The 13,868-nt window shown below is 41.2% G+C and carries 13 protein-coding genes; 10 read left to right on the top strand and 3 right to left on the bottom strand.

The genetic code is table 11. The annotated features are described in order from the left end of the window. Nucleotides 1-193: 193 nt before the first annotated feature. Complete coding sequence (locus DXB63_RS12055) at nucleotides 194-1,768, bottom strand: ATP-binding protein (protein ID WP_122126670.1); 1,575 nt, start codon at nucleotides 1,766-1,768, stop codon at nucleotides 194-196. 119 nt (nucleotides 1,769-1,887) lie between these two features. Between DXB63_RS12055 and DXB63_RS18355 the strand changes: the two genes are divergently transcribed. Continuing rightward, on the top strand, nucleotides 1,888-2,016 hold the full coding sequence (locus tag DXB63_RS18355; protein WP_255420011.1) for a hypothetical protein: 129 nt from the start codon (nucleotides 1,888-1,890) through the stop codon (nucleotides 2,014-2,016). Between the two features lie 109 nt (nucleotides 2,017-2,125). Here DXB63_RS18355 and DXB63_RS12050 read toward each other — a convergent pair whose 3' ends face one another. Further along, complete coding sequence (locus tag DXB63_RS12050) at nucleotides 2,126-3,217, bottom strand: TlpA disulfide reductase family protein (RefSeq protein WP_122126669.1); 1,092 nt, start codon at nucleotides 3,215-3,217, stop codon at nucleotides 2,126-2,128. 238 nt (nucleotides 3,218-3,455) lie between these two features. Here DXB63_RS12050 and DXB63_RS12045 point away from each other — a divergent pair, with 238 nt between their 5' ends. The 9 genes from DXB63_RS12045 (at nucleotide 3,456) to DXB63_RS12005 (ending at nucleotide 13,430) form a co-directional block, all read left to right on the top strand. Continuing rightward, nucleotides 3,456-5,945, top strand: a complete 2,490-nt coding sequence (locus DXB63_RS12045; protein WP_122126668.1) for a PAS domain-containing hybrid sensor histidine kinase/response regulator — start codon at nucleotides 3,456-3,458, stop codon at nucleotides 5,943-5,945. 97 nt (nucleotides 5,946-6,042) lie between these two features. Beyond that, nucleotides 6,043-6,630: a DNA-3-methyladenine glycosylase I gene (locus DXB63_RS12040; protein WP_122126695.1), complete on the top strand. Its 588-nt coding sequence runs from the start codon at nucleotides 6,043-6,045 to the stop codon at nucleotides 6,628-6,630. 99 nt (nucleotides 6,631-6,729) lie between these two features. Beyond that, on the top strand, nucleotides 6,730-7,518 hold the full coding sequence (locus DXB63_RS12035; RefSeq protein ID WP_122126667.1) for an inositol monophosphatase family protein: 789 nt from the start codon (nucleotides 6,730-6,732) through the stop codon (nucleotides 7,516-7,518). A 79-nt stretch (nucleotides 7,519-7,597) separates the two neighbouring features. Then, on the top strand, nucleotides 7,598-8,146 hold the full coding sequence (locus DXB63_RS12030; RefSeq protein ID WP_122126666.1) for a PD-(D/E)XK nuclease family protein: 549 nt from the start codon (nucleotides 7,598-7,600) through the stop codon (nucleotides 8,144-8,146). 112 nt (nucleotides 8,147-8,258) lie between these two features. Then, nucleotides 8,259-8,924: a DUF2461 domain-containing protein gene (locus DXB63_RS12025; RefSeq protein WP_122126665.1), complete on the top strand. Its 666-nt coding sequence runs from the start codon at nucleotides 8,259-8,261 to the stop codon at nucleotides 8,922-8,924. 44 nt (nucleotides 8,925-8,968) lie between these two features. Next, the gene (locus DXB63_RS12020; RefSeq protein WP_122126664.1) at nucleotides 8,969-9,418 is read left to right on the top strand and encodes a YhcH/YjgK/YiaL family protein; all 450 of its coding nucleotides are present in this window, start codon (nucleotides 8,969-8,971) and stop codon (nucleotides 9,416-9,418) included. A gap of 21 nt (nucleotides 9,419-9,439) precedes the next feature. Continuing rightward, a complete protein-coding gene (locus tag DXB63_RS12015) occupies nucleotides 9,440-11,452 on the top strand; it encodes an alpha amylase C-terminal domain-containing protein (RefSeq protein WP_122126663.1) in 2,013 nt (670 codons plus the stop codon). Further along, the gene (locus tag DXB63_RS12010) at nucleotides 11,452-11,952 is read left to right on the top strand and encodes a hypothetical protein (RefSeq protein ID WP_122126662.1); all 501 of its coding nucleotides are present in this window, start codon (nucleotides 11,452-11,454) and stop codon (nucleotides 11,950-11,952) included. The genes DXB63_RS12015 and DXB63_RS12010 overlap by 1 nt, the downstream gene beginning before the upstream one ends. Before the next feature lie 659 nt (nucleotides 11,953-12,611). Beyond that, nucleotides 12,612-13,430: a hypothetical protein gene (locus DXB63_RS12005; RefSeq protein ID WP_122126661.1), complete on the top strand. Its 819-nt coding sequence runs from the start codon at nucleotides 12,612-12,614 to the stop codon at nucleotides 13,428-13,430. Here DXB63_RS12005 and DXB63_RS12000 read toward each other — a convergent pair. Further along, complete coding sequence (locus tag DXB63_RS12000; RefSeq protein WP_122126660.1) at nucleotides 13,417-13,848, bottom strand: hypothetical protein; 432 nt, start codon at nucleotides 13,846-13,848, stop codon at nucleotides 13,417-13,419. The two genes, DXB63_RS12005 and DXB63_RS12000, sit on opposite strands and share 14 nt — an antisense overlap. Between the last annotated feature and the right edge of the window lie 20 nt (nucleotides 13,849-13,868).

The raw sequence follows: 13,868 nt of genomic DNA, 5'->3' as shown, positions 1-13,868 counted from the left end.
ATTGAAATAACAAATTAACATCATGAGCATTACAAATGTTTTGCCGTAGTATTACATTAACATTAAAAAGAAAGGACGACGGAATATTCGTCATACGGTCCGTTGATTACAAACGATAGGAGTTTGTAAACAAAGGACCGTATGATTGTGAAAGGAGGACCGTATGTGGGGGAGGGAAATGTTGTTGATGATGCTACACCTCTATAATCTCCCAATCGCCTAAATTACGTTCTTCCGCATTGAAGTTAACACCCACCTTCACAAGTTTACGACTGTCGGCAGTGTAGGGAATGAGATAGCCCTTCTCGTCTATCTGACGCAGGGCATCGGACACCGTACCGTTGAGCTTGAACTCGAATACGTAGATATAATCGGAGGTCTTCACTACAGCATCGGCTCTGCCGCGGGCACTGCGTACTTCCACATCTGCAAATTGCCCCATCAGCTTGAACACAAGGTAAAACACCACCTGATAATGCCGTTCCGTCTTATCGTTGAGCTCGTAGGGGAAGTCGGCAAAGAAAGCCCGCAGACGGGTGAGGAACGCTTCGGCATCACCACTCCGTAATTCTCGAACAAACTTGCCAATGTAGAAAACGCTTTCCTCTTTGCTGACGTTTGTATAGAATGGTGTCAGGAAACTGAGAAAACCATATTTCACTTCCTCGTTGGGGAAACCCAACTTATATAATTGGAATTCCTCATCATATTTCTTCACCGTCAGATAACCACTCTGATAAATGACGGGTACAGGATCTTCCACCTTCGCACGATAGTCTGCAAATTGGTTGGCGGTGACCTCTACGCCTTCCAGATCCCGAAGGTCGTAGTCGCTACCCTTGAGCAGCTCCACGAGGAAGGTCGGTGTACCAGTGGCAAACCAATAGTAGGAGAACTCTTGCGAGTCGAGGGCGTTGAGCACGCTGAACGGGTTATAGACTCCTTCGGAGTTCTGACAGAACTGGTAACCGTCATACGTTCGACGCATACGGTCGCGAATATCCTCGTAGGCGACGTTCATTTTCTTAGCAAGGCGCTCCATGTCGGGACGGAAGTTCGCTTCCATCTCCTCGTCGGTGATGCCGCAAATGGTAGCATATCGCTCGTCCATACTGATGTCCTTCAATTGATTGAGGTCGCTGAACACGCTTACTTGCCCGAACTTGGTTACGCCTGTCAGGAAGACAAAGCGCAAGTAAGGGTCGGCACTTTTTAGTACACCATAGAAGGCTTTTAGCATATTGCGGTATTCGTCTCCGAGTGCATCATTGCCGATGGCTTGCAACATGGGCTTGTCATATTCGTCTACGAGGACAACCACTTGTTTGCCTGTCGTACGGTAAATCTTCTCGATGATATAGGCAAAACGTTCTTCGGGTTGGCGGTCTTTCTTCTCGTCGCCGTATTCTGCTTCCCATTTCTCGAGGTATTGATTGAGCATTTCAGTCAGCGAATTGCCGTTGATGTAGTTGCGGGCATTAAGATCCATGTGCAGCACGGGATAGACCGTCCAATCCTTTTCCCACTGCTCGATGGCAAGACCCTTAAATAGATGCTTCTTACCCAAGAAATAGGATTCGAGAGTGGAGAGCAGCAGACTTTTGCCGAAACGACGCGGACGACCGAGAAAGTAGGCTTTGCCATACGTTGCCATGCGGTAGACGTAGGCGGATTTATCTACATAAAGAAACTGCTTTACACGAATATCCTCAAAGCTTTGTATCCCGATGGGGAACTTGCGTAACGGAAGTAGGTCGTTTGCTGTCATATCAATGGAGTCTTTTGTAATCGTATCGCAAAGATAACAAAAAGGGTGATAGATTGGTTGCTTCCCTATGCTTTTTTCTAATCCTTTCGCCTTAAATAAATAGTTCCTGTCTTTGCCCAATGAACATAAACAAGGTCAGTGAAGGTGCGAATGAAGTCGGCGGACTGCTACATGATGTTTATGTCGTTGACGGTAAGTCATGGTATAATGACAAAGAGAACGTAAGAATAAAATTCGCGGAATTCTAAAATTCCCGCAAATATTATCGGGTACTTAGAATTCCGCGCCAAAATCAGATTCAATAATAAGACTGTTATATTTTGAGAACAGCCTCTTTTTGAAAGTACTATTCTTTGTTTAATTCAGCAGTTCGGCAAGTTTCTCCTGCAATTCTTTTCCATGTAGACCTTTGGCTACAATTGTACCGTCTTGTGCAATCAGCACTGTGTACGGAATGCTGCGTACGGCATATAATTGAGCACCTTCGGAGTTCCAGAACTTCAAGTCGGACATCTGCGGCCAAGTCATGTTCAGCGTCTTGAGCGCATCCTTCCATGATGTTTCATCTCTGTCGAGTGATACGCCTACTATTTGCAAACCCTTGTCCTTGTATTCCTTGTAAGCACTTACCAGATTGGGCATTTCACGTCGGCATGGCCCGCACCAGCTTGCCCAGAAATCCACCAAAGTATATTTGCTTTTACCGATGAAGTCGGATAGTTGCACGGTTTTTCCTTCAGGATTCTCCATAGAGAAATTCACGAATTTTTGTCCTATGGCAGTTGATTTGGCTTTTTCCACCTGTTCTTTCAAACGTGCCAAACGCTCGTTAGACTGATATTGCTCCGGAATCTGACCTAGCAACGGTTCTATATCTTCATAATCCATGATGTAGTTGAACTGGCTCAACAAGTGAACACCTACCGGATTGGTGATGTTTTCCTTGATCGTTCCGCTGATAACGTCGGTCATCTCTGCATCCTTAGCATCGATGTCGGCAATCTTGGCATCCCGTTGTTCCACCGTCAGCGTTGTGTCCTGAAGTGATTCATAGATACCGTTTTGTTCCTCCTGCAAAGTATTCATCTTGTCTTTGAAAGACTGATAAGTATTATTTGTAGGCGTTCCTGCCACTTTGCTGTCCGGACCTAAATTGACATTTATATTGCCGTTCTCCAAGAAGAAGTCGGTAATATATTGGTTGTTTCCTTTAGCGTATGTGATGTAACGGTTTACCGTAGAGTCCTGTTTCCCATTGAAAGAGAATTTTCCACTGATGATAATCGCGGTGTCGGTCTTTAGTAAGTCACGGCCTACCACTTCTTGTATGTATACAGTGTCACCGTCTGCTGCACCTTCAACCGTTCCGATGACTTTGTAAGAATTACCATCCGAACAAGCTGCAAAGCCAAGGGTGGAAATTACGAGGATATTAAAAAGTTTTTTCATATGATATAATTTATATAAATGAGTAACTATTGCAAAGGTACTTACAATTTAACGTTTTCACCACATAGTTGTTTTAGAGAATAAAATATTTAACGTTTATATAAAATAAAAGGAGCAAAAATTCCTTTTATAGAATAAAAATAGGAACAAAACTCGTTTATTTTAGTTAAAAAAAGCTGATTACACGGAATTTATTATATATCTTTAAACCCTAAACGAAGAAGAAATATAGAAATATATGGGTGCACATTTACTAAATGCGACTTTTACCCCCGTTGTAACGGGGTGGTTTGCTGTTTTATCTTATATCATTGTAATGTTGCTGTGTATTATCATCTATCTGTTGAGAAGCAGAAGAAAAAGCAGGATGGATGCGCTTATCAATAATGCTATTTGGAATAATTCTCAAACCTACTTCTTTTTGATAGACAGTACCAGCCATATAAGGAAAACCAACTATTATTTCTTGAATGGAAAAGAAGAACCGGAAGAAAAACAATGTTTCGGTGAGGCATTGGACTGCAAATATTCCTATAAGGCGGGTAGGTGCGGTAAGGAAGACTTTTGTGCGTCTTGCCCTATACGCATGAAGATGAGGGAGACATTCGCCCAAAAGGGACGTTTCTCCAATGTGGAGATTACCATGAGTATTTTTAGCCGTACTCAATCGAAAGGCCTTTATAATATCATGCTTTCCGGATCATTCCTGAAATTGGGTAAAGAAGACTTCGTTTTATTGATCGTACATGATATCAGTAAGGAGAAGGTTTTGGAGAAGTCCATACAGCAGACAAGTCAGAAGTTTGCCTCTGTATTCAATAACTTGCCGGTAGGGTGTGCTATCTGCGATAATACGGGAGTTATACAGGAAGTAAACGATACTTATTTGGAGTATCTGGGCGTCTATTCCCGGGATAAAGTTCTTGGGCAATTGAACTTCTTTAGAAATCCGTGTATTAACGATGAGTATAAACAGATGGCAAGGGAGGGAACTCCTGTCTTCGGAGAAGTGAAGTATGATTATGAACAGATAAATGAATGTTATATAAAAAGTAAGCATAAGGAACCGAAGTTCTTCCGGTTTATTGTCGATTCCATCTTGAATCAAAAGGGGGATATTAAATCTTATGTACTGATATGGTTGGATAATACATTGATACACCAGACTTTGACCCAGAACAAGCAGTTCCATGATATGGTAAGTTTTGCTTCTTCGGTGTCTAATATCGGTTTCGGTGCGGTCAATATCCTGAGAGATGAACAGATATCTACTCCTGAGTATTTGGCCAATCTGGGCGGAAGAGAAAATGATAATATACGGGCGTTGTTTTCTAACTTTGAGAATGTACACCCCGAAGACAGGGTGGCGTTGATGGATTATTGGGGACAGGCCAAGTCTCATAAAATGGAACCTTTGGAGAAAGATGTGCGTGTGAAGGTGAACGGTGACTACCATTGGATAAAACAATATATCATGCAGCAGGTATTTGAGCCGGAGAATGAAAACATTGTTTTGCTGGGGGTTAATATTGATATTGACGGGCAGAAAAAAGGGGAAGAAAAATTGAGATTGGCGAAGGAAAAAGCAGAAAGTTCCGACAAGTTAAAATCTGCGTTCCTTGCCAATATGAGTCACGAAATACGTACTCCGCTCAATGCAATCGTCGGCTTTTCCGATTTGCTTGCCAGTGGGGAGAATCCTGAAGAGGTGGAGAGTTATAAAGAAATTATCCATCATAACAATGAATTGCTGCTGCAATTGATCGGCGATATTCTGGACTTGTCCAAGATAGAGGCGGATACACTGGAGTTTAACTGGTCGGATGTAGATATAAATACTTTGTTGAGAGATTTGGAACAAACCACCCGTTTAAAAGTCTCTTCAAACCCTAATGTCGCGATAAACTTCATACCCGGACTGCCGGAGTGTGTGATTCGCACCGAACGTAACCGCATTTCTCAGGTGGTAAACAATTTCCTGAACAATGCTTTGAAGTTTACGGAAAAAGGGGATATAACCTTTGGCTACGAACAACGGGGTAAAAATTTGTACTTTTATGTAAAAGATACCGGTATGGGCATTCCGGAAAAAGAAAGGCAGAAAGTGTTTGACCGGTTTGTAAAGCTGGATACGTTCAAACAAGGTACGGGGCTCGGATTGGCTATCTGCCAAAGCATCGTGAACAAGTTGGGCGGTGAAATAGGGGTTGATTCCGAGCAAGGCAAAGGTTCTACTTTCTGGTTTACACTTCCGGTAAAACTGGAACAGGCGGATGTTGTTGAATCCGTACCCGAATCCGAAGAAGAACAGAAGCCGATTGAGGTAGTGGAAGAAAAGAACACCGCTCAAGCTCCCATACCTGTAACAACAAAGAAGAAAAAGTTACTGATAGCGGAAGATACGGTAGATAATTATAAATTGTTCGAGATTATACTTGAAAAGAAATATGACCTGATACATGCGTGGAATGGAGAGGAAGCAATCTCTCTTTTCTTGGAAGGGGCACCGGATGGGATATTGATGGATATACGTATGCCGAAATGCGACGGTTATCAGGCTACTGCCGCCATCCGGGAAATGTCCAAGGACGTTCCTATCATAGCGGTAACAGCCTTTGCTTATAGTGATGACAGGAAGCGGATACTTTCCAGTGGCTTTAATGGGTATCTGACAAAACCGCTCCAACCTAAAGAATTGTTTAGCACGCTGGAGTCGTTTAATTTGTAAATAAAGGATAAAACAGGCATAATCAAAGGAGGGTCTGTTCGTGAGAACTACCCTTTTTTGTATATTTGCACGATATGTTCGATATACTGATATGAATATGAAAGATCTGATAGATGCACGTTGCGGTTGGGCCGGAACGGATGAATTATACGTAAAATACCATGACGAAGAATGGGGCAAACTCGTTACCGATGATAAAACCCTATTTGAGTTTCTGGTACTTGAAAGTGCTCAGGCAGGATTATCTTGGATTACTATCCTCCGAAAACGTGAAGGGTACCGGAAAGCCTTTCACAACTTTGATGTGAAGAAAGTGGCGCAAATGACACAAGAAGACGTCGAACGATTGATGCAATTTGATGGAATCGTCAAAAACCGACTGAAAATCAATTGCACCATCAATAATGCAAGACTGTTTATGGCTGTTCAGAAGGAGTTCGGCAGTTTTTACGAGTACACTTTATCGTTCTTCCCTAATCGGCAGCCTATTGTTAACAATTTCAAGACGTTGAGCCAGATTCCTGCCACATCTCCCGAATCGGATGCTATGAGCAAAGACATGAAAAAGCGAGGCTTCAAGTTCTTCGGCTCAACTATCTGTTATGCTCATTTGCAGGCAGCCGGTTTTGTGAACGATCATTTGGAAGGCTGTTTCTGTAAAGCGCCGAATAAGGATAAACGGTAATGCGGCCGTTATCTTTTTTTCAGGTTAATCTATCTAAATGATTTTCTCACTATTCGTAAATATTCAGTAAGTTTGTCCGGACTAAAAATAACAATAGGTATGTTAGATTTGGAGAAGATAACCACTGAGGTTCGTAAGATTGCAGTGGAAGCCGGTAGTTTCCTGAGAGAAGAACGTCGTAAATTCCGCCGTGAATTGGTAGAGGAGAAGAATTCTCACGACTATGTTTCGTATGTAGATAAAGAATCCGAAAGGAGAGTCGTGGAGAAATTGAAAGCATTGCTTCCGGAAGCAGGTTTCATTGCCGAGGAAGGTTCGGGAAGCCTGACCTCCGAAGAATCTTGTTGGCTGGTAGATCCGTTGGACGGGACTACTAATTTTATCCATGATAATGCCCCTTATTGTGTCAGCATTGCCCTGAGAAACCGTGAAGAACTACTTCTCGGAGTGGTTTATGAAGTCTGTCGTAATGAATGTTACTGGGCTCGTAGAGGTGGTAAAGCCTACTTGAACGGAGAAGAGATTCATGTATCAAGTATTGCCGAGTTGGATAAGGCTTTTATTGCTTTGGAATTTCCCTATGCTGTGGATAAATACAAACCGACGGCACTTCATTTGGTCAATGCGCTATATGGAAATGCCAGTGGAATGCGGTTGCAGGGAGCTGCCGCCGTCGAAATGTGTTATGTGGCAGCCGGGCGTTTCGAAGCAAGAATAGAAGCCTATTTAGGTCCGTGGGATATAGCGGCTGGCACTATAATATTACAATGTGCCGGAGGCAAAGTTACGGATTTCAGCGGTGGAGATACTTTCTACTCAGGACATCAGGTGTTGGCTTCCAATGGAAAAATGCATGATGCGTTGCTCAAAGTGCTTGCTGAGAGTTAATTATCTCAATATTCACTTTCTTTTCAATGATGGGGGGAGGCTTTTATAAGTTTGTGGTATATTATAATTGGAATAAATTATGAAATCATTATTATTATCAGATCCTGAAGGAAGGGGAAACAAAGAGGCAATGATGAGCTATATACTTGCTTGGACTTTAAAGCGTGCTTCATCTCTATATGCACAAGAAGATTCTATTTTATATGGATATTGTCGAGAGATTTTATTTAAATTATTAGAAAAACAAGATGATGGACAAATAGTTGGCAGTGTCGAGACTTGGTTAGAATGGAATAAAATCGATGTTCATGCTAACGTTGAATTAAAACATGACGGGGTATCGGAATGGCATGCTATCTTAATCGAGAATAAAGTTTATACTTCTACGCATGATAATCAGTTGGAGAGATATCGCTCTATATTTTATAATGCTTATAAAGATGGGGAATTTGAAAAGAATCTTCATTATATATTAATAATTTGTCATGAATCACCATCGGATAAATTAAGACAAGATTGTAAAAAAAATGAATTTCGTTGTATACCTATATTGGATTTATTTAGCAATGATCGGGGGATAGATACGAAAAGCGATATTTTCAATGAATTTTGGTTGAGAGAATGGTAGATATTGGATAGAAAGGTATATTCAGTCCTGCTAAATATTTTCAATTTTCTACCTAATCCGTTGCGCTGCTTGAATAATTTTTGTACGTTTGTGAAATTAAATACAGCGAGCAATGAATATACCTGTTATCTTTCAATTTTTAAAAGAATTATCGGCAAATAATAATAGGGAGTGGTTTAATGAGCATAAAGAAGAATATAAACGTGCACAGTTGGAATTCGAGTTGCTGTTGACCGCTGTTATCGAGCGAATCGCTACTTTTGACGAATCGATAAAAGGTATTCAGGCTAAAGATTGTATGTACCGTATTTACCGTGACACTCGCTTCTCACCGGATAAAACTCCTTATAAAGTACATTTCGGGGGATATGTCAATGCGAAAGGAAAGAAATCCGATCATTGCGGATATTATCTGCATATAGAGAACGGTAACTGTATGCTGGCGGGAGGCAGCCTTTGCCTTGAACCGAAGATATTAAAAGCCGTACGTCAATCGGTTTATGATAATATAGACGAATTCAGGGAAATAGCAGAAGATCCTGAATTCAAACAATACTTCCCTGTTATCGGTGAAACACACTTGAAGACAGCACCGAAAGGTTTCCCGAAAGATTTTCCGTATATGGATTATTTGAAGTGTAAGGAATATACCTGCACGCATTATGTGCCGGATAATTTCTTTTCAGCACCCGACTTTCTTGATAAGACAGAGGCAGTGTTCAAGCAATTGAAACGCTTTGCCGACTTTACCAATTATACGATAGACGACTTTGAATAAACGAGTAAAATAATATATTGTAACTAATTTAAATTAAAAGGATTATGGTAGTAGATACACTTGATAATTTAGAAAAATATACTTCATTAAATCCCTTGTTTGCACAAGCAATTGAATATTTGAAATCAACAGATTTAAACACAATTGAAACAGGAACTAAGGTACAGTTAAAAGGCAAAGACCTTGTAGTGAACTTCGCTCAGACAAATCCTAAGACAAAGGAACAGGCAAAGTTGGAGACTCATAGAGACTTCATTGATATACAAATCCCTTTATCGGGAACGGAAGTGATGGGATATACCCCTGCAAAAGATTGTGTACCTGCCAATGCGGAATATAATGCGGAGAAAGACATTACTTTCTTTGAAGGATTGGCCGAAGATTACATTGCCGTGAAACCGGGAATGTTTGCTATCTTCTTCCCGCAAGACGGACACGCTCCGGGCATCTCTGAAACCGGAGTAAAGAAAGTGATTGTTAAAGTATTGGCTTAAACTCAATAAAATTTCCCTGTTATGGAAAAGACACTGACTATAATAAAGAATGATCCTTGGCTGGAACCGTATGAAACGGCTATCGAAGGACGACATCAGCATGCTGTTGATAAGGAAGCGGAACTGACGGATGGAGGTAAAAATACGCTGGCGGATTTTGCTTCGGGATATTTATATTTTGGTTTGCACCGTACGGAAAAAGGTTGGACGTTTCGTGAATGGGCTCCTAATGCCACTCATATTTATATGGTGGGTGATTTTAATAATTGGGAAGAGAATGAAAAGTATGCTTTGAAGCGTAAGGCAAATGGCGTTTGGGAGATAAATCTGAAAGAAGAAGCCGTACATCATGGTGATTTATATAAACTTCATGTGTATTGGGAAGGCGGACAGGGAGAACGCATCCCTGCATGGGCTACGCGTGTGGTTCAGGATGAACAGACTAAAATATTCAGTGCACAGGTATGGTGTCCGGAGAAACCTTATAAGTTTAAAAAGAAATCATTTAAACCAAATACGGATCCGTTGTTGATCTATGAATGCCATATCGGTATGGCGGAGCAGGAAGAGAAAGTAGGAACTTATAATGAGTTCCGTGAAAAGATACTTCCCCGTGTAGCAAAAGCCGGATATAACTGTATTCAGATCATGGCGATTCAGGAGCATCCGTATTATGGAAGTTTTGGTTATCATGTCTCCAGTTTCTTTGCCGCTTCTTCGCGTTTCGGTACTCCGGAAGAACTGAAACAACTTATAGATGAGGCGCATGGTATGGGCATTGCCGTTATCATGGATATTGTACACTCTCATGCCGTGAAGAATGAAGTGGAAGGTTTAGGCAACTTTGCCGGTGATCCGAACCAGTATTTCTATCCGGGAGGTCGCCGTGAACATCCGGCGTGGGACTCGCTTTGCTTTGATTACGGCAAGAACGAGGTGGTGCATTTCCTGATGTCCAATTGCAAGTACTGGATGGAAGAATATAAATTTGACGGATTCCGTTTTGACGGTGTTACTTCCATGCTGTATTACAGTCATGGTTTAGGAGAGGCTTTCTGCAACTATGGAGATTACTTCAATGGCCATGAGGATGACAATGCAATCTGTTATCTGACTTTGGCAAACAAGATGATTCATCAGGTTAATCCGAAAGCGATAACAATAGCTGAAGAAGTATCCGGAATGCCGGGACTGGCTGCGAAGTTCGAGGATGGAGGCTATGGTTTTGATTACCGCATGGCGATGAACATTCCGGATTATTGGATTAAGACGATAAAGGAAAAGATAGACGAAGATTGGAAACCGTCCGGTATCTTTTGGGAAGTGACGAACCGTCGTAAGGATGAAAAGACCATATCATACACCGAAAGTCATGATCAGGCTTTGGTGGGTGACAAGACGATTATCTTCCGCCTGATTGATGCCGATATGTATTGGCATATGCAGAAAGGAGACGAGAACTATATTGTTCATCGCGGCTTGGCATTGCATAAGATGATTCGTCTGGTGACGGCATCTACCATCAACGGTGGTTATCTGAACTTCATGGGTAATGAGTTCGGTCATCCCGAATGGATTGATTTCCCTCGCGAAGGTAATAACTGGTCATATAAATATGCCCGCCGCCAGTGGGATTTGGTAGACAACAAGAACCTTACTTATCATTATCTTGCCGATTTTGATGAAGAGATGATTAAGCTCATAAAGAGTGTGAAGGGAATTGAGAATACCGACGTTGTTGAAATCTGGCACAACGATGGCGATCAGATATTGGCATATCAACGTAAGGACTTGGTATTTGTGTTCAACTTCAATCCGGTTAAATCGTTTACGGACTATGGCTTTTTAGTATCTCCGGGCACTTATGAAGTAGTCTTGAATACGGATGCCGTGAAGTTTGGCGGTAATGGCCTGTCTGATGATACAGTGAAACATTTTACCATATCCGATCCTCTTTATGAAAAAGAGAAAAAGGAATGGCTTAAACTTTATATTCCGGCGCGTACGGCAATGGTATTAAAGAAAACCAAATAATGAAGAATCAGAGTTATACTTCACATACAAAAAGAACAGCCCGCATGGTTTCTATTGCGGGCGGTGTTCTCTTTTGGATTTTCAGCCTTGCATATTTGGCGGTGTTTCAAGGGAATATGCTGGTGTTGCGTGTTTATGACCTTTTTCATTTGGCTATAAACGCATGGGTTTTGGCATTTATAGTTACCGCTGTCTTGTTCTTGTTGGCTGTATTGATGAAGCGGTTGACCGGTGGAAATAGCATGGAGCTTGCCTACGCACCTTCATTCTTGTTGCTTGGCCTGATGACATTCAGTCCCGAAGGATGGCATCTGTCTTCATTTATATGGACTGTTCTTTTTACGGCTTTGGCATTTGTTTTACTCTGGAAAAGAACAGGTTTTAATGCGATGGTGCTTCGAATGATATTCTTGTGCCTGCTTACTGTAAGTATGGGGAATACAAATGAAAAATATCATAATCAAGAATCTATTGAGATACAGCAAGTACATTACAAATAGATGACAATACAATCTTGTTTTTTGATTTAAGTCAAGAAACGCGCTCTATCTGTTATATTTCTGCTTTGAAATATATGCAGTTTTAAACAAACAGTATACTTTTGTGTCGTAAGACATGATATTTTGAAGACATAAGATAATAGGATGGGTAAAAAGATTGTTTGTAGGATATGAAGAATTCAGGACTAAATTAGAGAAAATTAAGCGTACCCAACTAAGAGAGGCTGCTTCCGAGATTCGGGAGCAGTTTTTATTTTATAGAGAATACTTCAAATTAAAAAAGACGTCCGTACGATTGCCGACGAACATACGGTCCTTTGTTTGCAAACTCCTATCGTTTGTAAGCAATCGACCGTATGTTGAACCATAGGTTTCCGGCACAGACTTCCTTCTCTTTTTAATTAATTAACTTTTACTCGGTGAACAAGCTGTCTGACGGGCTGTTATATGATTGTGTTTTTCATAGTATTAGATTAAGGTTAATTAAGATTTGCAGACTTGTGAAAGTTAGTACGTCTGAAGTAGAAGCGTCTACTATAAAAAATAAAGTTCTCTGTAAACGGTCATACGGTTACAGAGAATTTTTTCTTTTATAACTCTGGCTTTTTTCCGGCAAATTTTGTATATTTACAGGAGTAGAACCGAAATACTTATTAATTATGAGCAATGAAGTTAATCTATATAATGTGAGTGACGGGATTGCCCTGAAGGTATTTCAAGGTTTGGATGAGTTTAACCGGGGCAGGAGAGAAGACGGAGGATATTATGCCGTCAGTGTGGCTACGGCTCATCGTTCGGTCTACGCATTATGGAGAATATTTAAAGCACAATCTCCTTTATATATCCGGAACTTGGCGATTAATTTTGATGATGCGGTGCAACGTGCCATGGAATACCTCCGCAACTGCAATGTGTGTCTCAAAATACTGGATAACACCTATTTCGAACCTTATTATTCCTCGTCGGATGATATGATTGCTTTTGGGAAATATAGCGGTAAACGCTTGGCGGAGATTTATTATATAGACCCGCATTATGTACTTTGGATTGCCAATAAGTTTGAACCCCGTAACAGGAAAGATGAAAAATTGGTTGAGGCTGCACAGGGCTTTCGTCAGGTTTATTTAGAAACGGTCATATCCAAGAGGCAGATTCCTGCCGTGAGTCGTTATGTAGGTACGGTAGGAGAGAAACTCAAGGATTTGAACTTGACGGTGTTGGCAGTCAGGCTACAGTTGGATACGTATAAGAATGATTATTTCGTGGATCAGAATGTTTTAGCTTCGGATATGGATGGCAACCGGTTCTCTTTTTTGGTAAAGGCGGCGGCAAGAAGTCTGGCACCTGATATGCTGAGTTGTTACACCCGAAAGGTTCATCCGAAAGAGCAGCTATATCTCGTGTCCGCTAAAGTTCTTTCGCATTATGAGAGCAAAGGCATCCGCTACACCCGGCTCGGATATATTAAGCTGAAGTAGACCTTTTCTCTTTCCACCATTTGTTCAGGAACAATATACCCGTAATGATCAGTGCGGTGGATAATCCTGTATAAAATACCGAAATAAAGGAGTTGGGAAGCAGATGAAAGGTGCGGATGGTGATGCCGAGCGCTATCATAAAGCACATGATGATCCATCCTTTCAGGTCGAAAAAAGAAAAGGGGCAACTCTTATTCCCTTTTGCTTTGATTCGTTCGGAATGTTTGTTGAATAATCTGCGGAATATGAAAATGAAGAATAAAAGGAAGATGGCAGTTGCTTCTCCTACTTTGAACAGCCAATCCTTTGAATCGGTAAGCCAAGTGATGATTCCGATTCTGAGTATGTTGGCACCGGCTACTGTCCAGACAATGCCTGCAATCAGTAATAATGTATGGTTGCTTACGCCGTATTTCATTATTTATATGTATTAATAAA

It is taken from the genome of Bacteroides sp. OM05-12 (assembly GCF_003438995.1).
Classification (GTDB): domain Bacteria; phylum Bacteroidota; class Bacteroidia; order Bacteroidales; family Bacteroidaceae; genus Bacteroides.
Note: the sequence above shows the minus strand (reverse complement) of the source record. Positions and strands in the feature narration are given on the sequence as shown.

What these genes read in the sequence shown, in the direction of transcription:
- DXB63_RS12055 (WP_122126670.1), bottom strand. Translation starts at nt 1,768, where the DNA reads ATGACAGCAAACGACCTACTTCCGTTACGCAAGTTCCCCATCGGGATA.
- DXB63_RS18355 (WP_255420011.1), top strand. Translation starts at nt 1,888, where the DNA reads ATGAACATAAACAAGGTCAGTGAAGGTGCGAATGAAGTCGGCGGACTG.
- DXB63_RS12050 (WP_122126669.1), bottom strand. Translation starts at nt 3,217, where the DNA reads ATGAAAAAACTTTTTAATATCCTCGTAATTTCCACCCTTGGCTTTGCA.
- DXB63_RS12045 (WP_122126668.1), top strand. Translation starts at nt 3,456, where the DNA reads ATGGGTGCACATTTACTAAATGCGACTTTTACCCCCGTTGTAACGGGG.
- DXB63_RS12040 (WP_122126695.1), top strand. Translation starts at nt 6,043, where the DNA reads ATGAAAGATCTGATAGATGCACGTTGCGGTTGGGCCGGAACGGATGAA.
- DXB63_RS12035 (WP_122126667.1), top strand. Translation starts at nt 6,730, where the DNA reads ATGTTAGATTTGGAGAAGATAACCACTGAGGTTCGTAAGATTGCAGTG.
- DXB63_RS12030 (WP_122126666.1), top strand. Translation starts at nt 7,598, where the DNA reads ATGAAATCATTATTATTATCAGATCCTGAAGGAAGGGGAAACAAAGAG.
- DXB63_RS12025 (WP_122126665.1), top strand. Translation starts at nt 8,259, where the DNA reads ATGAATATACCTGTTATCTTTCAATTTTTAAAAGAATTATCGGCAAAT.
- DXB63_RS12020 (WP_122126664.1), top strand. Translation starts at nt 8,969, where the DNA reads ATGGTAGTAGATACACTTGATAATTTAGAAAAATATACTTCATTAAAT.
- DXB63_RS12015 (WP_122126663.1), top strand. Translation starts at nt 9,440, where the DNA reads ATGGAAAAGACACTGACTATAATAAAGAATGATCCTTGGCTGGAACCG.
- DXB63_RS12010 (WP_122126662.1), top strand. Translation starts at nt 11,452, where the DNA reads ATGAAGAATCAGAGTTATACTTCACATACAAAAAGAACAGCCCGCATG.
- DXB63_RS12005 (WP_122126661.1), top strand. Translation starts at nt 12,612, where the DNA reads ATGAGCAATGAAGTTAATCTATATAATGTGAGTGACGGGATTGCCCTG.
- DXB63_RS12000 (WP_122126660.1), bottom strand. Translation starts at nt 13,848, where the DNA reads ATGAAATACGGCGTAAGCAACCATACATTATTACTGATTGCAGGCATT.